Origin of the sequence: Kitasatospora purpeofusca, from assembly GCF_000718025.1 — a bacterium.
In the GTDB taxonomy this organism is placed as follows: Bacteria; Actinomycetota; Actinomycetes; order Streptomycetales; family Streptomycetaceae; genus Kitasatospora; species Kitasatospora purpeofusca.
Window position 1 is genome coordinate 255432 of the sequence record NZ_JODS01000005.1, and the last position, 19663, is coordinate 275094.

Sequence of the window (19663 nt, forward strand, 5' to 3'; positions counted from 1 at the left end):
GGCTGGTGACGGAGGCTTGGGAGGGTCGGCCCATCAACAGTTGGCTGTACAACTGTGGGCCGGGCCCATTCATCCGAAGACCGGCGACCGGGACATGAACGAAACGTGACGGGATGTCGGGCGGAACGGGAAATGTGGCGCGGGCAGCACGGAACGAGCGGCGTGGAGCAGGGAACGTGGGGCGTAAGGAGTGGGGCGGGGCGCGGGCGGGGGCGCCGGCCGTCAGGCGAGGGTGAGGAAGAGCTTCTCCAGCTCGGCCTCGGTCATCGGCGCCGTGCCCTCCTCGGCACCCGCCATGCACTGGCGCATGCCGCTCGCCACGATCTTGAAACCGGCCCGGTCGAGCGCCCTCGACACGGCGGCCAGCTGGGTCACCACGTCCTTGCAGTCCCGGCCGGCCTCGATCATGGCGATCACGCCGGCCAACTGGCCCTGGGCGCGCCGCAGCCGGTTCAGGACGGCGCCGACGGCCTCCTCGTCCACCTGCATGTCAGGACCGCCCTCCACTGTCGACCACCGGTCCTCCAGTGTACCCCGTGGGGTATCCGGACCTCGATGGTCGACCGGGGGGCCGTGCCGTCGGCAAGGAGCTCCCGCCAGCTCCGCGGCAGCTCCCGGGCAGCGCCGGGCCAGTTCCGGGTCAGCGCCGGGCCAGCCGCCGTTCCCCGCCCGCCCCCGTGACATACTCCAGCTTGTAGTGCGCGAACACCTCGGGCTCGTCCTCGGCCGGCAGCACGTCGTCCACGCCGATCGAGGGCGCCTGCTTCACCAGCGCCTTCGGGAACGCCACCCGGAGGTACCCCGGCCCCAGCACCGCGCCGTCCAGCGGGACGAACACCAGCCGCCGCTTCATCGCCAGACCGAGCGTGACCGTCACGAAGTACGGCTCGTCACTGGCGGTCTCGACGTAGACGGACTCCAGGGTGCCGATCCGGTGGTCCTTCTCGTCCACGACGGCCTGCCCCCGCCACTCCCTGATGTCGGCCGGAACGATCTCGGCTACAGCCATGCTTGCCTCCCACTCCCGCTCCACGGCGGCACGCCACGGTTGTGGGCGGCGCCCCGGACCCTCCCATCCTGCGCCTGTCCGCCCCGGCCCGCCCGCCGGGCCGGGGCGCGGATTCACTGGATCAGGTCGGTGTGCGGGTGCTCCGGGGACTCCGGGCAGACGTAGAGCTGCAGGTGGTTGCCCTTGGAGACCTGGACCCCGGGCGGGTTGGCCAGATCGGCGATGCGCGCCGCGGCGAGCTCCCGGTCCTCGTACGGGACCCAGCCGTGGGTACCGCCGTCCCATTCACCGGAGGCGATGGTCAGCAGCGGGGTCATCCCGGCGCCGCAGGCCTCGCAGCGGCGGGCGACGGGATCGGTGAGGCCCCACGGGGCCCAGCCGCCGACCTTCCAGCCCGGGGCCTCGGCCAGCGCGGCGTCGTAGAACGCCTGCGGGTAGGGCTCGTAGGAGCCGTCCAGGGCGGGGTCGGCCACCCGCCACCTGCTCCAGTCGGTCAGCTGTTGCCGCAGCTCCCCGCTCAGTTCGAGGAAGTCGGGGTACTCGGTGATCCGCTCCGGTGCGAGCACGCACGGGACCGGGAGGTAGCCGTCGTACTCGACGACCTTCGGCCCGGGCGGCGCGGCGAGGACCTCGGTGACCTCCGCGGCCGACCGCCAGACCAGCACGGTCGGCGGCTTGAGGTCCGGCTCGTGCTCGACCGGGCACCAGAACACCTGGAGCAGGTCCGCCCCGGCGGGCGGGCGCAACAGCGGGACGTCGCGCAGGTGGAGCTGGACCACGGGCACCATCGGGTTCGGCCCCTCGTGCTCCTCGTCGGTCGCATCGTCCCACCACCCGTGCTGTTCGCCGCAGTGCGGCCAGGGCTCGTCGGCGGGCCACAGGAACGGTCCGCCGACCGAACTCTCGTGGGGCGAAGGAGCCCCGGGCCGGGGGTGCAGCCGGACCGCCTCCCGTGCCAGCGGGGCGAGTTCGGGGAACACCGAGGTCACGTCGAGCGGGCGCGGCGGGGTGGTGCGGGAGTGCTTCACGACCGTGATACTGCCAGGCGCCTCCGACAGCGGACCGTCGGGACCCGGGCCGGGGCCGTTCCGGCCCATCCCGCCGCAACGCGGCCATTGCGCACAAGCGGGGGTGAACCGACCTCGCCGCACCACGGGCGTACCCGAACACCTACGCTGTGCGCCGACGGATCATCAGTTCGGCCAGGTGCGGAGGCGTGGGGACAGTGGTGGGTTACAACGAGATGTGGGAGCCGGGCGAGCCCGGCGTCCCCGCCGACCTCCGGCCGGAGATTCCGCACCCGGCGCGGATGTACGACTACTACCTGGGCGGCAAGGACAACTTCCCGTCCGACCGCGAGGCGGCCGAGCGGGCGCTGGCGGCCAACCCGGAGTTCAGATCCACCGCGCGCGCCAACCGGGGCTTCCTGAACCGGGCGGTGCGCCATGTGGCCGGACTCGGCATCGACCAGTTCCTCGACATCGGCACCGGCATCCCGACCGCCGGCAACACCCATGAGATCGCCCAGACCGTCGATCCGGGCGCCCGGATCGTCTACGTCGACAACGACCCGATCGTGCTCGCCCACGCCCGCGCCCTGATGGGCGGCACCGCCGTCGGCCGGACCACCGTCATCCAGGCCGACCTGCGCGAGCCGGTCGACCTGCTCGCCGCCGCCGAGGCCGAGAAGCTGCTCGACTTCGACAAGCCGATGGCCCTGGTACTGGCCGCCGTGCTGCACTTCGTGCCGGACGAGAACGGACCGTACGAGATCGTCCGCACGCTGCTGGACACCCTCGCGCCCGGCAGCCACCTGATCCTGTCCCACGGCACCGCCGACTTCATCCCCGCCGAGGTCCGCGACCGGGTGACCGGCGTCTACAGCAAGGCCACCGCACCGCTGGTCGGCCGCAGCCGGGAGCAGGTGGGCGCCTTCCTGGACGGCCTGGACGTGCTGGACCCCGGGGTGGTCACCGTCCCGCTGTGGCGTCCGGAGGGCGACCCGGCCCCCGGCGCGGACCGGGTCAGCATGTACGGCGCGGTCGGCCGCAAGTCCTGACGGAACGGCACAGCACAGCCCTGCATGGCACAGCCCTGCCGTGCACGGCATTGCACAGCCCTGCGACAGCACCGCACTGCGACGGTGGCGGCCCGGTCCGTCCGGGCGCCACCGCGCGACGGCGTCAGGCGGGCTTGCCCGCGCGGATCGAGTACATCAGCGGGACGCGGGGCTGACCGGCCGGGAAGCGGAAGCCCCGGTCGCGCTCCAGGACCGGGAAGCGCGGGAACAGCGTGAAGTCGTGCTCGTGGAGGAACTCGACCCGCAGGCCCTCGGCCACCAGGGCGCTGAGGACGTCGCCGATCCCGTGCTGCCACTCGACGGTCCTGGTGGCCGAGGACGTCACCTCGCCGTCGGTGTAGGTGCTGGGGTCGTCCCAGACCGTGGCGTCGCGGTCGAAGTAGTCGTACTCCACCGTCCGGCCGTCGTCGCCCAGGGTGTCGCCGAAGGGGTGGAACTCCGCCAGGTAGAGGAAGCCGCCCGGGGCGACCAGGGAGGCCGCGGTGCGGGCCCAGCGCTCGATGTCCGGCAGCCAGCACAGGGCGCCGAGGCCGGTGTAGACGATGTCGAAGGTCTGCCCGTCGAGCGTCTCCACCGCCTCGTACACGTCGGAGACGACGAAGCGGGCCGAGTCCGCGCCGATCTTCGCGGCCAGTTCGGTGGCGGCCTGCACCGCCGGCTCGGAGAAGTCCAGGCCGGTCACGGTGGCGCCGCGGCGGGCCCAGGACAGCGTGTCCAGGCCGATGTGGCACTGGAGATGGAGCAGGGACTTGCCGCTGACGTCACCGACCTCGGCCAGCTCGAAACCGCGCAGCGCCTCGTTGCCGGACACGAAGCCGGGGAGGTCGTAGAAGTCGCTGGCCGTGTGCACCGGGACGCGGCCGTCCCAGTTGGCGCGGTTGGTCGCCAGCCAGTCATCGGGGGCAGGGGTCTTCTCCATACCGACCACGCTGCCAGAGCCGGGAGCACCCCTCAAATGCTTTTCACGGCCGCCGCGGGCCGTCCTCGGCGGCGGCGCGGTCGGGGAGATCGGGTAGACCGGCGAGGTCGAGAACGTCGAGCAGGGGCGGGTCCAGCGGCCAGGGGAACCCCGGCGCGACGGTGCCGACGGCGGCCGAGGCGGCCGCGGCCAGCCGGAGGGCTCCGAGCAGGGGCGGGCCGTCCGGGGGGCCGGGGCGGGCGGCGGGGAGGCGGACCGCGAGCGCGTCCAGGGTCGCCCGGCGCAGCGGGTCGAAGCGGAACAGGCCACCGGTCAGGGCGAGCCGGGGCTCGGCCCCACCGGCGGCCGTGGCGGCGGCGGTCGCGGTGGCCGCGATCTCCTCGCCCGCGCGGCGGAGCAGGCCTCCGGCGACCGGACAGCCCTCCTCGGCGGCCGCGACCACCGCCGGGGCGAACTCCGCGAGCAGCGCCGCCCGGTCCGGACGCGGCTGGAGGGCGGCCGGGAGGCCCGCGACCGGGCCGTAGTACCGCTCGGCTGCCGCCAGCAGGACGGGCGAACCCCCGTTGCGCCCGTCCTGCGCCCGCAGCGCCGCCTCCAGCCCGGCCCGGCCGATCCAGGCGCCGCCGCCGCAGTCCCCGAGCAACTGGCCCCAGCCGTCGGCGCGGCACCAGCTCCCGCCCGGGCGGAGGCCGATCGCGACCAGCCCCGTCCCCCCGGCCACCACCACCCCGGCGGCGGTGCCCAACGCGCCCGCGTAGGCCGTGACCGCGTCGCCCGCGAGCACCAGCCGCCGGGCGCCGGTGGCCCGGGCGAGCGGGCCGGGCAGCCGGGCTGCCAGGTCCCGGCCGAGCAGGGCCATCCCGGTGGCGCCCACGGCGACCGCGCCGATCCGGGCCCCGCCGGGCAGGCCGGCGACCAGGGTGTCGAGTGCGGGCAGCAGCCGGTCGAGCAGCGCCCGCGCGTCCTGTCCGCCCGCCGCGGCGGACACCCGTGCGGCGGCGGCCGCCGCGACCGTCCGCGTCCCCGTCGGGTCGACCGGGCGGTCTGCGGGCGCCGCCCCGACCCGGATGCCGGAGCCGCCGACGTCCACCCCGACCACCCAGCACTCCCCCGCCGCCTGCTCCACTCCGCCTCCACCCGCCGCGCCCACGACCCGTCCCTCCCCATGGTGCCCCCGGCGGAGCACGCTCGGGCGGCTGCGCGCCCGGCCGGGAACCCGGCGCGGTGGCTACCGGGCACTGCCGCAGCCGACGGCCCCGGCGGCTGTCGCCCCCTTCCTGATCACGTCGATCCCCTTCGCCGTCACGGTGGTTCGGATCCCGCCGGTACGGATTCGGCCGGCTTCGCCTTCGTCCGGTTCACCGTCGTCCGGTTCAGCATCGTCCGGCCCGGATCCATGGAATCGCCCGCCGGGCCATCGGGTCGAATGATTCGATGAGGCTCGAACGCAGGCAGGGCGGGGGACGAGGGGGATGCGGTGCTCCGGATCGAGCTGGACGCCCTGGCGGTGGCGAACACCCGGTTCGTGATCTCGCCGCTGTACAACGTCACCGACAGCCTGTGGCTGCTCCGCTCGACGGCAGGAGCGGCCGGAGCGGCCGCAGCAGCCCGAGCAGCCCGAGCGGGCGGGCGCGGCGCCGGTGGGCGCGGGCCGGGCGCGCTGATCCGGGAGGCGGTGCGCGAGCGGCGGCTGGCACTGCTGGAGTCCTTCTTCACCGGGGCGTGGACGTACATCCCGGACTTCCTCAACCCGCAGCCGGAGCAGCACGAGGAGTCGCTCGAACGCGAGCTGCACGCGGTCGCCACCGTCGCCCCGGAACGGCTGGCGCAGGAGGTCCGGACGATGCTCGCGGGTGACGCGGCGCTCGGCATCGCGGGCGGCCGCGCGCCGCGCGCCCTGCTGCGGGCGCTGGACCGGGGCGAGGCGGAGTTCGCCGAACTGGTCGCCGCCGAGCTCCACCAGCTCTGGCAGGCCGCCGTCGGACCGCGCTGGCCGGTGCTGCGCGCCCGGATCGACGCGGACATCGCGCGGCGGGCCCAGCTCTCCGCCCGGCACGGCCTGGCGAGCGTGCTCGGCGGACTGCATCCGCGCGTGCTGTACGACGAGGAGGGCGTCCGGCTGCTCGTCGACGCCCGGGCGAAGCTCCCCGCGAAGGCGCTGTACCTCACGCCGACGGTCTTCAGCTCCGAGCTGCACGTCTCGGTCGACCCGCTGCCCGGCGCCCGGCAGCTGCGGCCGATGATCCTCTACCCCGCGTTCCCGGGACCCGGTGCCGACCCCGGTCCGGAGCCGGCCCCGGCCTCGCCCGCCGGTGACCTGCTCGGGGCCACCCGGGCCCGGCTCCTGGCCGACCTGGACGTCCCCCGGAGCACCACCGAGCTCGCCGAACGGCACCGGCTCGCGGCCAGCACCGTCTCCTACCACCTCGGCGTCCTGCACCGCGCGGGCCTGCTGGTGAGGACCCGGTCCGGACACCGGGCCCTCTACCAGCAGACCCCTCGGGCTGAGGCGCTGCGCCAGGAGGGCTGATCAGGCGGCTGCGGCGGGGAGACCCACGAGTTCGGCCGAGCCGCTGCGGTTGTGGCGCTCCTGCCACTGGTCCAGGGCGCTGCGGCAGGCGTGGTCGAGATGCCGCACGCCGGCGAGGTCGAGGCGAACCGGGCGGTCCGCCGGCAGGCCCTCCAGGGATTCGAGGGTCTCCAGCAGGCGGGGCAGCCGGAGGAAGGTGGCGCTGCCGTGGAGGGTCACCCGGACCGCGCCGTCGGGGAGTTCGGCGACGGCGACCTGGAGGTGGGAGGTGTCCCAGGCGCTCTTGAGCACGGCGAGGAGAAGGCCGAGCAGGACGCCTTCGAGCAGGTTGGTCAGCACGATGGCGATCGCGGTGACGGCGAGGATCCCGGCCTCTCCCCGGTCGGCCCGCCAGAGCGGCCGCAGGGTGCGCAGCGGGACGAGCTTGGCCCCGGCGTGGACCAGGACGCCGGCCAGCGCGGCGAGCGGGATGACCGAGAGGGCGGCGGGGACCAGCGCGGCGAAGAGCAGCAGCCAGACCCCGTGCAGCACCCGGGAGGCCTTGGTCCGGGCACCGGCCTGGACGTTGGCCGCGCTGCGGACGATCACGGCGGTCATGGGCAGGGCGCCCAGCAGACCGCAGACGGTGTTGCCGACGCCCTGGGCGAGCAGTTCGCGGTCGTAGTCGGTGCGCGGACCGTGGTGCAGGCGGTCGACGGCGGCGGCGCTGAACAGGCTCTCGGCGGAGGCGATCAGGGCGAAGGCGAACGCCGTGCCGAGCACGCCGAGGCTGCCGAGTGCGGCGAGGTCGGAGGCGCCGGGCAGGTTGACCACGCCGGCCAGTCCGGCCACCTCGATCCGGGCGACCGGCAGGTCGAACAGGCCGGTGACGGCCGTCGCTCCGGCGACGGCCGCGAGCGGCGCGGGGACCACCCGGACCCGGGCGGGCAGGCGCGGCCAGAGCAGCAGGACCGCGATCGTCCCGGCGCCGATCGCGGCGGCGGCGAGCGCGCGCCCGTCCCCCGCGACGTCGGCGGCGAGGCCGGGGAGTCCGGCGAGTTTGGCGGGGCCGCCGGTGGGGCCCTTGATGTCGGCCAGCGCGTAGAGCTGACCGGCGATCAGGATCAGGCCGATGCCGGCCAGCATGCCCTGGACGACCGAGACGGATATCGCCCGGAAGAGCCGGCCGAGGCGGGCGGCGCCCATGGCGAGCTGGAGCAGGCCCGCCGCGGCGGTGATCACGCCGAGGGTGGCGAGGCCGTGCTCCTGGACGGCGGCGAGCACGAGGACAGTCAGCCCGGCGGCGGGGCCGGACACCTGGAGGCTGCTGCCGGGCATCAGCCCGGTCACCAGGCCGCCGACGATGCCGGTGACCAGGCCGAGTTCGGCCGGTACGCCGGAGGCGACGGCGACGCCCACGCAGAGCGGGAGCGCCACCAGGAAGACGACGAGGGAGGCGGGGAGGTCGGAGCGCAGAGTGCTCAGCCGAAGGGCGGGACGACGAGTCATCGGGTCCTCGGGAGAGTGGCGGGTCGGACGGTGGTCATGGGGTAACGGCCCGGAGGGCGGTGGGGCGTGCGGCCGCGGGTCGTGCGGCGGCCCGTGCGGTGCGGGGCTCACAGCGGCAGGAACAGATCGGTGTCGGCCCGGTGTTCGAGCACCAGGCCGGTGTGGATCTCGTAGAACCAGCCGCGCAGCCGGATCCGCCCCTCGTCCAGCCGCCGGGCGACGGCGGGATAGCCGCGCAACCGGTCGAGCTGGGCGAGGACGTGCCGCTGCACGGGGCCCGCGACGGTCGGGTCGAAGACCTCGGCTTCGTCCGCGCGGAGCACGGCCCGGTCGGCGTGGCGGAGCCAGGAGCGGACGGCGGGCACCACGCTGAGGTCCTCGCCGCGGACCACGGCACCGACGGCGCCGCAGTGCGAGTGGCCGCAGACGACGATGTCGCGCACGCCCAGCACCTCGACGGCGTACTCGACGGTGGCGGTCTCCCCCGAGGCGCCGTCGGCCCGGTAGACGGGGACGATGTTGCCCGCGGTGCGGAGCTCGAAGAGGTCGCCGGGGTCGGCGTTGGTGATCAGGGCCGGGACCACGCGGGAGTCGGAGCAGGTGATGAACAGGGCCTGCGGGCTCTGGCCGGCGGCGAGCCCGGTGAGTTCGCGGCCGGTGTCCCCGACCCGCTGCGGGAAGGCCCGGGCCCGGTCGATGAGCGGTTCCATGAGGGTGACTGCCTCCTTCGGTGACGTCAGGTGCTGACCTGCTCACCTGACGTTGCGTCAAGAGCGAGTAAAACACGGGTATGGAGCAAGCAAAAGCCGGTTTTGAGCACAGAGTGTGCCGATCCGGTTAACATCCTGTTGCCTCGAACGAAATGACGCCTTCCACTACGGAAGCCGCAGGTCAAAGAACATGGCGCGGTCCGATCGACAGTCGGCGCACAGGATTTGCCCCGCGCCCCTCCCGTCACCGCGCGCCCTCCGGGCGCGCTCCTGCGCCACCGCCGACCGGGCGGACGCCGAGGACCGGCGGGCGAGGCTCCACAACACCCGCGCCGAGCCCGCCGGCCCGACCGGCGACAGGGACGGCGGCAGGGACGGCGGCCCCGCCGTACTGGCGGTGTCGACCCGCGCCCGGCTGCGCCACCTGGCCGCCGCCGGGACCCGGCCGGACGCGCCCGCCTCCCCGGACGGGGCCGCCGACCCCACCAGCGGCTACCCCGCATCCGAGTCCGCACTCCAGCGCATGCCGGCCGCCGCCGGGCGGGTCCACTGCCCGCCCGGCGGCGCTCCGCTCCCGCCCTCCCCCGACGGCCCCCGGCCCGTCCCCCCTCCGGCCCGCCCCCCGGCCCGCCCCCGGTGGCGTCACTCGCTCCGGCTCGGCTCCGCCCGGAGCGCGTCGACGAACCCCAGGAGGCGTTCGTTGACCAGTTCGGGACGCTCCAGGTTGAGGCCGTGGCCGGCCCGCTCGACGATCTCGGCCCGGACGCCCGGGATCAGCGCGGTGACCCGCGCCAGCACCTGACGGGGCCGGAGCAGGGCGCTGCGCCGTCCGAGCAGGACGAGGACCGGCAGCCGGATCGAGCCCAGCTCCTCGTCGGTGAACGGCCGGGCCGCGGGGCGGGTGTTCGGCTTGTAGGTCCGCACGGCCAGCATCAGCGGAGCGATCATCGCGGGCGGCGCGCCCAGGGCCGGATTGGCGAGCAGTCGCCCGAGGGCGGGGCGGAGCGGGCGCGGGGCGAGCATGCCGAACAGCCCGCCGATCATGTGCGCGTAGAACCGCGCGGGGACCTTCTCGATCCCGCCGGGGTCCAGCGGTGCGATCGAGGCGAGCCGGTCGGGTGCGTGCACGGCCTGGTTGAGGGCCAGCCATCCGCCGTAGGAGAGGCCGACCAGGTGGACGCGCTCCAGCCCCAGCCCGGCGAGGACCTCACCGAGCCAGGCCGCGTTCTCCGCCGGTCCGGCCGGTCCGGCCGCGACGGCGCGCTGCACGCTGCGGCCGGGGTCGTCCAGGGTGTCGATCGCGTAGACCGGGTGGTTCTCGCCCAGGGCGGCGATCTGCGGGTACCAGTTGGAGGCGTGTCCGGCGTGGCCGTGCAGGAGCACGATCGGCTCGCCGGTCCGGGCCCCGCAGCGGTGGACGTGGACGGTGCCGTAGGCGGTTTCGACGTCCATTTCCTCGCGCGGGCCGGGCCAGAGCTCCATGGCGCGGTCGTACGCCGCCAGGAACTTCGCGCGGGCTTCCTCACTGACGAAATGTCCGACACTCGCTCGGGTCATAACCCCTCCCGGTACGCAGAACCGCAGGATTTGATGGTATGTTTGTACCATAAAAACGTTCGAGAGGAACCCGATGCCGAAGCTGGTCGACCATGACGAGCGCCGGGCCCAGATCGTCGACGCCCTGCTCCGCACGGCCGCCGACACCGGGCTGCACGCCGTCACCATGCGGTCCGTCGCCGTCGAGGCGGGCATCTCGGTGCGGCTGGTGCAGTACTACTTCGACACCAAGGAGCAGCTGCTGCTCGCCGCGGTCAACCGCCTGACGACCCGCATGGGCGAACGGGTCCGCGACCGGGTGCGGGCCACCGGCCCGTCACCCACCCCGCGCGACATCGTCGAGGCGGTGCTGCTCGAAGCCGTCCCCACCGACGAGGAGAGCCGGGTCTTCCACCTCGTCCACACCGAGTACGCGGTGCTCTCCGTCACCGACACCGCCCTCGGCGGCCGGGACTTCCTCGCGGCACCGGACGAGATGGAGGCGTTCCTCGTCGGGCAGCTCGAGGCCGCCCAGCGGTCCGGGGCCACCGACCCGCACCTGGACGCCCGGCAGGAGGCCGCCGTCATGCTCGCCGCCTCCGCCGGCCTCGGCCTGAGCGTCCTGCTCGGCCAGCGCACCCCGGAGGACGCGATCGCCACCCTCCGCTACCACCTGGGCCGTCTCTTCCCCGCCTCCTGAGCCCGCCGGCCCGGGCTGACTGTCGGCGGAGCGGCCGCGGCCGCTCCGCCGACAGTCAGCCCGCGGTCAGCCGGCGGCGGGGACCGGGTCCGGGGCGCAGCCGAGGTCCCGGGCCGGCAGGGTGCCGGTGGCCAGGAACCGGTCGGCGGCGGCGACCGCGCAGGAGGGGGTGGAGCGGTCGTAGGCGCCGTGGTTGCCGCCGTCGACGGTGACCATGCGCGCCCGCTCGCCGAGGGTCGCCCGCATCTCCAGGGCGCCGGTCAGAGGGGTCGCCGGGTCGCGCTCGGTCTGGAGCAGCAGGATGTTCGCGGGGCCCCGGTCGGTGATCCGGACGGCGGGCTCGACCGGGTCCGGCCAGAACGCGCAGGGCCAGATGTTGGCGCCCATGCCGGCCACGATCGGGTTCCGCAGCCGGCTCTCGGCGACGGCCCGCCGGTAGTGGCCGAGGTCGCGCGGCGCCGGGGTGTCGCCGCAGAGCACGGCCGTCAGCGCGGCCACGTCGTTGTCCTCCGGGATGCCCGGGGTGCCCTTCGCCAGCCACCAGTACGGGACCGGTCCGGCGCCGCCGTCGGCGAGGAAGCGCCACCAGTCGGCGATCTCCTGGAACAGCGCGGTGTGGTACGAGTCCAGCCGGTAGAGCGTGCGCCACAGGTTGCCGTTGACCGGTCCGGCCACCGGGTGGACCACCGGCGTCCGGTCCAGCTCCGCCGCCAGGGCCAGGTAGTTGGCGCGGACGGCCGCCGGGGTGGCACCGAAGCGCAGGGTGCTGTCCCGCTCGGCCGCCCAGCGGGCGAAGTCCTCGAAGCGCAGCTCGCTCGCGCGGTCCCAGCCGGCCAGCCGGTCCTGCCAGGTGACGTTGGGGCTGACACTGCCGTCCAGCACGAAACGGTCGGTCCGCCCCGGGAACAGCTCGGCGTAGACGACGCCCAGGTAGGTGCCGTAGGACGCGGCGCGGTAGGAGATCCTCGGCTCGCCGAGCGCGGCCCGGATCCGGTCCAGGTCGCGTGCCGTGTTGGCGGTGGTCAGATGGCGGATCCGGTCGCCGTTGCGGGCCAGGCAGTCGCGCGCCAGGTCACGGGCGAACCGCACGTTGGGGGCGATCGAGCCGTCCGGCGCGGGGAACGGGAACACCAGCTCGTACGGCACCTCGGCGGCCGTCCGCCCGCAGCTGACCGGGGTGCTGCGGCCGACCCCGCGCGGGTCGAAGCCCACCAGGTCGTAGCGGTCCAGCACTTCCTGCGGGTAGCCGGACTCCTGGGCGCTCGGCAGGTGCAGGCTCGCCACCCCGGGGCCGCCGCCGTTGTGGACCAGGATCCCGCGGCGCAGCCCCGGCTTGGCAGTGGGGAGCCTGGACACCGCGATCTCGACGGTCCGCCCACGCGGCTCCCGGTAGTCCAGCGGCACCTTCAGGGTGGTGCAGCGCAGCCGGGGGTCCACCGGGGCGCCGGACGGGTCGGCGGGGCAGTCGGTCCAGACCAGGGGCGCGGTGGGCCGCGTCGGCACGGCTTCGGCTGCACCGGCGCCGGTGGTCGCCCCGGCGAGGGCCAGGGCGAGCGCGGCACCGACGGTTCTCAGCGGGCCGGTGGGTCGTAATCTCCTCAACATGGGTCTGGACCATAGGGAGGCCGCCGCCGGGTGTCATCCCCCCGTGGTGGTACGGACCACCGGCCGTGCTGATCAGTCGTTCGGGCCGGAGGCCGGGCGGGGCGTCCGGACCAGGCCGGTCTGGTAGGCGAGGGCGACCAGCTGGGCGCGGTCGCGGGCGTCGAGCTTGGACATCGCCCGGTGGATGTGGGTGCGCACCGTGAACGGGCTGACGTACATCCGGGCGGCGATCTCCTCGTTGCTGAGGCCGGTGGCGGCCATGGCCATCACCTCGCGCTCCCGGGCGGTCAGGGCGGCCAGCCGTTCGGGGGCGGCGGCCGGGGCCCCGGCCGGGTCGGGCTGGGCGAGCAGGCGGTCGATGACGGCGCGGGTGGCGGCGGCCGACAGCAGCGGCTCGCCGGCGGCGACCCGGCGCAGGGCGGCAAGCAGTTCGGTGGGTTCGGCGTCCTTGCCGAGGAAGCCGCCGGCGCCGGCGCGCAGGGCCTGGGCCACGTACTCGTCGATCTCGAAGGTGGTGAGGATGAGCACCCGGGTGCCGGCGAGGTCGGGGTCGCCGCAGATGGCGGCGGTGGCGGAGAGGCCGTCGACGCCGGGCATCCGGATGTCCATCAGGACCACGTCCGGGCGGGTGGCCCGGGCCAGTTCGACCGCCTCCCGGCCGTCGGCGGCCTCGCCGACCACCTCCATGTCGTCCTCGGCGTCGATGAGGACGCGGAAGGCGCCGCGCAGCAGGGCCTGGTCGTCGGCGAGCAGTACTCGGATGGTCACGCGGGTTCCTCTCGGGCTGCTGTGCGCAGGGGCAGTTCGGCGGAGACCAGGAAGCCGCCGCCGGGCCGGCGGTCGGCGGTGAGGCGTCCGCCCACGGCGGCGGCGCGCTCGCGCATGCCGATCAGGCCGAAGCCGCCGCCGGCCGGGGCGCACGCGGGCGGGACCGGGCGCGGCGGGCGGTCGTTGGCGACGGTCAGCAGGAACCGGCCGCCGGAGTAGGTCAGGGTGACGTCGGCGGCGCTGCCGGCGGCGTGCTTGGCCACATTGGTCAGGGATTCCTGGAGGATCCGGTAGGCGGTGAGGTCGACGCCCGGGGAGAGCCGCTGCCGCTCCCCCTCGACGGTGAGCCGGACCGGCAGCCCGGCGCGTTCGAAGGCGTCGACGAGGTCGGGCAGCCGGTCCAGGCCGGGGGCCGGTTCGAGCGGGGCCTCCGGGTCGTCGGCGCGGCGCAGCAGGCCGACGGTGGCCTTGAGCTCGCGCAGCGCGGAGCCGGTGGCGTCGGTCAGGTGGCTGAGCATCTCGCGGGCCTGGGCGGGGTTGCGGTCGAGCAGGTGGACGGCGATCCCGGCCTGGGCGTTGGCGAGCGCGATGTGGTGCGCGACGACGTCGTGCAGGTCGCGGGCGATCCGGATGCGTTCGTCGGCGACCCGGCGGCGGGCCTCCTCCTCGCGGGTGCGCTCGGCCCGTTCGGCGCGTTCCTCGATGGCGGCCAGGTGGGCGCGGCGGGTGCGGACCGAGTCGCCGATGGCGCCGGGCAGCAGGATCCAGGCGACGAAGCCGATCCGGGCGCCGATCGGAGCACCGGGTTCGGCGACGAACGTGGCGCCGGTGAGCAGCACGGCCGCGACGGCGGTGGCGATGCGCGCGGTGGTGCGGTCGGTGTGGACCGCGAGCACGTAGAGCCCGACGATCAGCGGGGCGACCAGTCCGACGTTGAGCTGGGTCGCGACGAAGCAGATGGCCAGGGCGCAGGCGAAGGTGATCCCGAACAGTGCGCGGGGGTGGCTGCGGTGCAGGAGGACGGCGGCGCTGGAGACGACGGCCAGGGCCAGCGCGGGCGGGTTGGGCTCCAGGTGGTTGCCGAGGCGGTCGACGGTGGTGGTGCCGGCGGTGGCGGTGAAGACACCGAGCACGAGCAGCGCGTCGAGCAGGCGGGGGTAGCGGCGGCGGACGCGGCGCGGCCAGGTGTCGGTCATGCTCGGTTCTCCACGGGCCCGGACGGTTCGGCGGGGGGACGGGCGGTTCGGCGGGTGCCGTGCGGCGGGTACTGCGGATGCAGTACCGGGTCATGCGGTTCGACTACGGTTCGGCAGTGGTGTTCGTCCACGGTTCGTACCATTTTGACCGGTCGGGTGCGCCGGCCGGAACGCGGGCCGCCCCGCCGCGGTCCCGGGGAGAGGGATCGCGGCGGGGCGGGGTACTCAGACGCCGACCGAGTGGCGGGCCCGTTCGGTACCGCTCCCGTCGCTGCCGGTCCCGTCGCCGGGGGCGGCGGGGAGCGGGGGCTCGGTCCGGAGGTTGGCGCCCTCGACGTCGATGTCGGGGACGATCCGCTCCAACGGGCGCGGCAGCCACCAGGCGCGGCGGCCGAGCAGGGCGAGGGTGGCCGGGACGATCGCCATCCGGACCACGAAGGCGTCGAAGGCGACGGCGGCGGCCAGGCCGAAGCCCATCATCTTGATCATCGGCTCGTTCATGCCGATGAAGCCGGCGAAGACGCTGATCATGATGAGCGCGGCGGCGGTGACCACCCGGGCGTTGTACCGGAAGCCGGTGACCACGGCCTCGCCGGGTTCCTCGCCGTGCACATAGGCCTCGCGGATCCGGGTGACCAGGAAGACCTCGTAGTCCATGGCCAGGCCGAACACCACACCGATCATGAAGATCGGCATCATGCTCATCACCGGGCCGGTCTGCTCGATCCCGATCAGCTCGGCCAGCCAGCCCCACTGGAAGACCGCGACGACGGCGCCGAGCGCGGCGGCCACCGAGAGCAGGAATCCGGCGGCGGCCTTGAGCGGGACGAGCACCGAGCGGAAGACCACCAGCAGCAGCACCACGGCGAGGCCGACGACCACCGCGAGGTAGGGCAGCAGCGCGTCGTTCAGTTTCTGCGAGACGTCGATGTTCATCGCCGTCGGACCGCTGACCAGGACCGTCGCGCCGGTGGCGGACTTGAGGCCCGGTGCCTTGTCACGGATGGCGTGGACCAGGTCGGTGGTCGCCGCCTCGCTCGGTCCGGTGGCCGGCATGGCGGTCACGAGGGCGGTGTCCCCGGCCTGGTTGAACGCCGCCGGGGTGACGGCGACCACGCCGGGCAGGCCCTTCACGGCGTCGCCGACCTGCTGGGCGGCGGCCTTCGGGTCGGGCACGCCCTTGGCGTCGACCAGCAGGGTCAGCGGGCCGTTGAAGCCCGGACCGAAGCCCTCGGAGAGGTGGTCGTAGGCGCGGCGCTGGGTGGTGGAGGTGGGCTTCGCCTCGTCGCCCGGCAGGCCGAGCCGCAGGTCGAGGGCGGGCAGCGCGAGCACGCCCAGCCCGATCACGCCGCCGACCAGGACGGCGACCGGGCGCCGCAGCACGAACCGGGCCCAGCGGGTGCCGCCGTTGGGGCGGGCGGTGGCGCCCGCAGCGGCGCGGCCCCGCTTGCGGAGCTTGCGCGGCAGCACCCGCGGACCGATGAAGCCGAGCAGCGCGGGGACCAGGGTGAGCGCCACCAGGACGGCGATCACCACGGTGCCGGCCGCCGCGAGGCCCATCTTGGCCAGCAGCGGGATGCCCACCACGGAGAGCCCGGCCAGCGCGATGATCACGGTGAGCCCGGCGAACACCACGGCCGACCCGGCCGTGCCGACGGCCCGTCCGGCGGCCTCCTTGGGCGCGTACCCGTCGAGCAGCTCGGCGCGGTAGCGGGAGACGATGAAGACCGCGTAGTCGATGCCGACGGCGAGGCCCAGCATCATCGCCAGCGTGCTGGTGGTGCTGGACAGGCCGAGCACACTGCCGAGCCCGGTGATCAGCGCGATGCCGAGGCCGACGCCGATCACCGCGGTGAGCAGCGGGAGTCCGGCGGCCAGCAGCGAGCCGAAGGTGATCACCAGGACGACGGCCGATATCGCCATGCCGATCGCCTCGGCGGAACCGCCCGCCTCGCCGCCGGCCATCAGGGCCGTGCCGCCGATGTCCACGGTGAGGCCGGCGTCCCGCGCGTGCTGGGCGGCCTGCTCCAGGGCGTCGGTGGCCCCGGTGGAGACCTTGCCGGGCTTGGCGTCGTAGCTGATCGTCGCGTAGGCGGTGGTGCCGTCCTGGGAGACGGCGCCGGTCTTGAACGGTCCGGCGGCTCCGACGACCTGCTCGCCGTGGGCGAGCTCGGCGACCGTCTTCTCGACCGTCTGCTGGTTCTCGGTGGCGGTGATCTTCTGGCCGGACGGCGCGACGAAGACGATCCGGGCCGAGGCACCGTCGGACATCGCGCCGGGGAAGCGCTCGTCCATGAGGTCGAAGGCCTTCTGCGCCTCGGTGCCGGGCATGGCGAAGCCGTCGTCGGGGGCGGCGGGCGCCTTGGCGGCCAGCACCCCCACGGCGGCCAGCAGGGCGACCCAGAGCAGGGTCACCAGTCGGCGCCTGAGGAAGGACCATCGGCCCAGGCGGTACAGGAAAGTGGCCACGGGAGAGCGGACTCCTTCGGGTGTCGGACGTCGGCGTTGGACGGCGGGCGTTGGACGGCGAACGGGAGCGCTGCCCGGCCGTCGCGGCCAGGGGCTCCCGGAGCATGGCCATCCTGCGTCGGCGGGCGTCTCGTCGGCGTCGGCCCTGCGCAGGCATTCCGGACTACTGCGGACGCAGCAGGACGACCCGGACGGCGTAGTGCCCGCAGCGCGTCGGCGGCCGTCCGGCTCCGACCTGCGGCCGAGGGGGCGGCCACCGGGGTCGGGGTGCAGGGTGCGGGGTTCGCCCGGGGCAGCCGGGTCACCCGGGCGGGGGTACGGACGGGCCGCGTCCCGACCGGCGAAGTAGCGTGATGTGCCTGGACCGGACGTTTTGCACCGGTTCGTCCAGACCTGTCCGTCACCGGTGACCGGGAAGCCCGCGGGCCCCCGGAACACCGCCCGTCCGCAGCTCGACCCGCTGCCGGAGGTGGCCCATGGGCGTTCCCGCCGCCCGCATCGTGTTCGACGAGAACGACCGCGCGACCGTCGCGGAGGCGGTGAGCGAGATGCTCGCCACCGGCGCGCTCACCCTCGGCCCCTGGACCGAGCGGTTCGAGCAGTCCTTCGCCGCCGAGCACGGCGCCACGCACGCGGTCGCCGTCGCCAGCGGCACCGCGGCGCTGGAGATCGTCCTGCGCGGCCTCGACGTCCGCGACCGCGACGTGGTCGTCCCCGCCGTCACCTTCTACGCGACCGCCGGCGCGATCCTGCACGCCGGCGGCCGGCCGGTCTTCGCCGACGTCGACCCGGCCACCCTCGCGCTCGGCCCGGACACCCTGGAGGCCGCGCTCACCCCCGACACCGCGGCCGTGGTGCTGGTCCACATCGGCGGGCTGATCACCCCCGAGGTAGACGCCCTGCGCGCGATCTGCGACGCCCGGGGCATCCCGCTGGTCGAGGACGCCGCGCACGCGCACGGCAGCAGCTACCTCGGACGCGCCGCCGGCACCTTCGGCACGGCCGGAGCCTTCTCCTTCTACCCGACCAAGGTCACCACCAGCGGCGAGGGCGGCATGATCCTCACCGAGTCCGCCGAACTGCGCGACGAGGCCCGGATCCACCGTGACCAGGGCAAGGGCTCCTTCACCACCAACCACCACGTGCGGCTCGGCGCGTCCTGGCGGATGAGCGAACCCAACGCCGCCATCGGCACCGTCCACCTGCGCCGGCTCAAGGAGTTCGTGGAGACCAGGCGCCGGGTCGCCCAGCGCTACGACGCCGCGCTCGGCGCCCTGGACGGCCTGACGCCCGTCCTCGAACCGGCCGGCTCCCGCGGCAACTACTACAAGTACGTCGCCCTGCTGCCGCCCGGCACCGACCGCGCGGCCTTCAAGCGGGCCGTCGCCGAGGAGTACGACGTCCGGCTGTCCGGCGAGGTCTACGACCTGCCGCTGCACCTGCAGCCGGTGCTCGCCCCGTACCGGCGGGAGGCGCTGCCGATCGCCGAGGACGTCTGCGCCCGGCAGATCTGCCTGCCGGTGCACTCCGACATGACCGAGGACGAGACCGAGCTGGTGATCGAGGCGGTGTCCGCCGTCCATCGCCGCTCCACGGGCTGACGGACCGCCTCGGTCGTGACAACCGTCACGACCGGTCGCCAGAGACAGTCGACAGAGACAGGAGAGAACCGTGCGGATAGCGGTCACCGGAGGATGCGGCTTCATCGGCTCACACGTCGTCGACCGGCTGCTCGCCGCCGGGCACGAGGTGCTCGCGGTGGACTCCACCGACAAGTACCTCAACCCCGACGCCGACCACGCGCGGATCGACATCCTCGACCTGCCCGCCCTCACCGCCGCCCTGGACGGCTGCGAGGTGGTCTTCCACCTGGCCGCGCAGGCCGACGTCGAACGGGTCGCCGCCGACCCGGTCGGCGCCGTGCGGGCCAACATCGACGGGACCGAGGCCGTCCTGGAGGCCTCCCGCCGCAACGACCTCAGCCGGACGGTGCTGGCCAGCACCGTCTGGGTGTACGGGGCGGCCCTCGGCGAGGCCGGGATGGAGGACGAGGAGCAGGAGCTCGACGAGCACGTGCCGATCGAGCTGGACCACAGCGGGCACCTCTACGTCGCCACCAAACTGGCCGCCGAGATGCTCGTGCACAGCTACCGCCAGCTGTACGGGCGGCACTTCACCATCCTGCGGTACGGCATCCCGTACGGGCCGCGGATGCGCGACGAGCTGGTGGTCGCCCGGTTCGTGCAGGCCGCGCTCGACGGGCGGCCCATCACCATCGCGGGCGACGGGCGGCAGAGCCGCAACTTCGTCTACGTCGAGGACCTCGCCGACGCGCACGTCCGCGCCCTCTCCCCCGCCGCCGAGGACCAGACCTTCGCCCTGGAGGGCTCCACCGCCGTCTCGGTCCGCGACATCGCCGACACCGTCGACCGGCTGCTCGGACCGGTCACCATCGAGCACATCGAGGCCCGCACCGCCGACTACGCCGGGCGCCGGATCTCCGCCGCGCAGGCCAAGCGGCTGCTCGGCTGGTCGCCGCGCACCAACTTCGCCGACGGCGTGCGGCGGTACGCCGACTGGTACCGCTCCGAGGCCGCGCCCGCGACCGGCCCCGCCACCGGCCCCCGCCGGGGCGCCTGAACCGGGGCCGGAC

At 74.6% G+C, this 19663-nt stretch carries 17 protein-coding genes; 5 read left to right on the top strand and 12 right to left on the bottom strand.

Going from position 1 to position 19663, the window contains the following annotated elements; all coding sequences use genetic code 11:
• Window positions 1-222: 222 nt before the first annotated feature.
• From IF01_RS0111050 to IF01_RS0111060, 3 genes are all read right to left on the bottom strand, one after another.
• The gene (locus IF01_RS0111050; RefSeq protein ID WP_030393156.1) at window positions 223-489 is read right to left on the bottom strand and encodes a metal-sensitive transcriptional regulator; all 267 of its coding nucleotides are present in this window, start codon (window positions 487-489) and stop codon (window positions 223-225) included.
• A 151-nt stretch (window positions 490-640) separates the two neighbouring features.
• Window positions 641-1009, bottom strand: a complete 369-nt coding sequence (locus IF01_RS0111055) for a PRC-barrel domain-containing protein (protein ID WP_030393157.1) — start codon at window positions 1007-1009, stop codon at window positions 641-643.
• Window positions 1010-1122: 113 nt separating this feature from the next.
• On the bottom strand, window positions 1123-2037 hold the full coding sequence (locus IF01_RS0111060; RefSeq protein ID WP_030393158.1) for a YwqG family protein: 915 nt from the start codon (window positions 2035-2037) through the stop codon (window positions 1123-1125).
• Window positions 2038-2225: 188 nt separating this feature from the next.
• Here IF01_RS0111060 and IF01_RS0111065 point away from each other — a divergent pair, with 188 nt between their 5' ends.
• A complete protein-coding gene (locus tag IF01_RS0111065; protein WP_341845481.1) occupies window positions 2226-3068 on the top strand; it encodes an SAM-dependent methyltransferase in 843 nt (280 codons plus the stop codon).
• Between the two features lie 124 nt (window positions 3069-3192).
• Here IF01_RS0111065 and IF01_RS0111070 read toward each other — a convergent pair whose 3' ends face one another.
• Together IF01_RS0111070 and IF01_RS0111075 are read right to left on the bottom strand one after the other, a co-directional pair.
• Complete coding sequence (locus tag IF01_RS0111070) at window positions 3193-4008, bottom strand: class I SAM-dependent methyltransferase (RefSeq protein ID WP_030393160.1); 816 nt, start codon at window positions 4006-4008, stop codon at window positions 3193-3195.
• Between the two features lie 43 nt (window positions 4009-4051).
• A complete protein-coding gene (locus tag IF01_RS0111075; protein WP_051755154.1) occupies window positions 4052-5134 on the bottom strand; it encodes a BadF/BadG/BcrA/BcrD ATPase family protein in 1083 nt (360 codons plus the stop codon).
• 351 nt (window positions 5135-5485) lie between these two features.
• Here IF01_RS0111075 and IF01_RS43795 point away from each other — a divergent pair, with 351 nt between their 5' ends.
• Window positions 5486-6538, top strand: coding sequence for an ArsR/SmtB family transcription factor (locus IF01_RS43795; protein ID WP_051755156.1), 1053 nt, complete (start codon window positions 5486-5488; stop codon window positions 6536-6538).
• Here IF01_RS43795 and IF01_RS0111085 read toward each other — a convergent pair whose 3' ends face one another.
• The 3 genes from IF01_RS0111085 to IF01_RS0111100 form a co-directional block, all read right to left on the bottom strand.
• Window positions 6539-8026 carry a SulP family inorganic anion transporter gene (locus tag IF01_RS0111085; RefSeq protein WP_030393163.1) on the bottom strand — a complete coding sequence of 496 codons (1488 nt, stop codon included), beginning with the start codon at window positions 8024-8026 and terminating at the stop codon, window positions 6539-6541.
• A gap of 107 nt (window positions 8027-8133) precedes the next feature.
• Window positions 8134-8736, bottom strand: a complete 603-nt coding sequence (locus IF01_RS0111090) for a carbonic anhydrase (protein WP_030393164.1) — start codon at window positions 8734-8736, stop codon at window positions 8134-8136.
• A gap of 642 nt (window positions 8737-9378) precedes the next feature.
• Complete coding sequence (locus IF01_RS0111100; protein WP_030393166.1) at window positions 9379-10293, bottom strand: alpha/beta fold hydrolase; 915 nt, start codon at window positions 10291-10293, stop codon at window positions 9379-9381.
• A 73-nt stretch (window positions 10294-10366) separates the two neighbouring features.
• Between IF01_RS0111100 and IF01_RS0111105 the strand changes: the two genes are divergently transcribed.
• A complete protein-coding gene (locus tag IF01_RS0111105) occupies window positions 10367-10972 on the top strand; it encodes a TetR/AcrR family transcriptional regulator (protein WP_030393167.1) in 606 nt (201 codons plus the stop codon).
• A 66-nt stretch (window positions 10973-11038) separates the two neighbouring features.
• Here the strand turns inward: IF01_RS0111105 and IF01_RS0111110 are convergent, their stop codons facing one another.
• The 4 genes from IF01_RS0111110 to IF01_RS0111125 all read right to left on the bottom strand — a co-directional run bounded on the left by IF01_RS0111110 (window position 11039) and on the right by IF01_RS0111125 (window position 17010).
• The gene (locus IF01_RS0111110) at window positions 11039-12577 is read right to left on the bottom strand and encodes an alpha/beta hydrolase (RefSeq protein ID WP_051755159.1); all 1539 of its coding nucleotides are present in this window, start codon (window positions 12575-12577) and stop codon (window positions 11039-11041) included.
• A gap of 72 nt (window positions 12578-12649) precedes the next feature.
• Window positions 12650-13345 (bottom strand): response regulator transcription factor, encoded by a 696-nt coding sequence (locus tag IF01_RS0111115; protein ID WP_030393169.1) that lies wholly within the window; start codon window positions 13343-13345, stop codon window positions 12650-12652.
• Window positions 13342-14541 carry a sensor histidine kinase gene (locus tag IF01_RS0111120; protein ID WP_030393170.1) on the bottom strand — a complete coding sequence of 400 codons (1200 nt, stop codon included), beginning with the start codon at window positions 14539-14541 and terminating at the stop codon, window positions 13342-13344. The genes IF01_RS0111115 and IF01_RS0111120 overlap by 4 nt, the downstream gene beginning before the upstream one ends.
• Window positions 14542-14766: 225 nt before the next feature.
• Entirely contained in the window at window positions 14767-17010 is a 2244-nt protein-coding gene (locus IF01_RS0111125; RefSeq protein WP_030393171.1) for an MMPL family transporter, read from the bottom strand.
• A gap of 476 nt (window positions 17011-17486) precedes the next feature.
• Here IF01_RS0111125 and IF01_RS0111130 point away from each other — a divergent pair, with 476 nt between their 5' ends.
• Together IF01_RS0111130 and IF01_RS0111135 are read left to right on the top strand one after the other, a co-directional pair.
• On the top strand, window positions 17487-18611 hold the full coding sequence (locus tag IF01_RS0111130) for a DegT/DnrJ/EryC1/StrS family aminotransferase (RefSeq protein ID WP_030393172.1): 1125 nt from the start codon (window positions 17487-17489) through the stop codon (window positions 18609-18611).
• A gap of 70 nt (window positions 18612-18681) precedes the next feature.
• Window positions 18682-19650 carry an NAD-dependent epimerase/dehydratase family protein gene (locus IF01_RS0111135; RefSeq protein ID WP_051742753.1) on the top strand — a complete coding sequence of 323 codons (969 nt, stop codon included), beginning with the start codon at window positions 18682-18684 and terminating at the stop codon, window positions 19648-19650.
• Window positions 19651-19663: the final 13 nt, after the last annotated feature.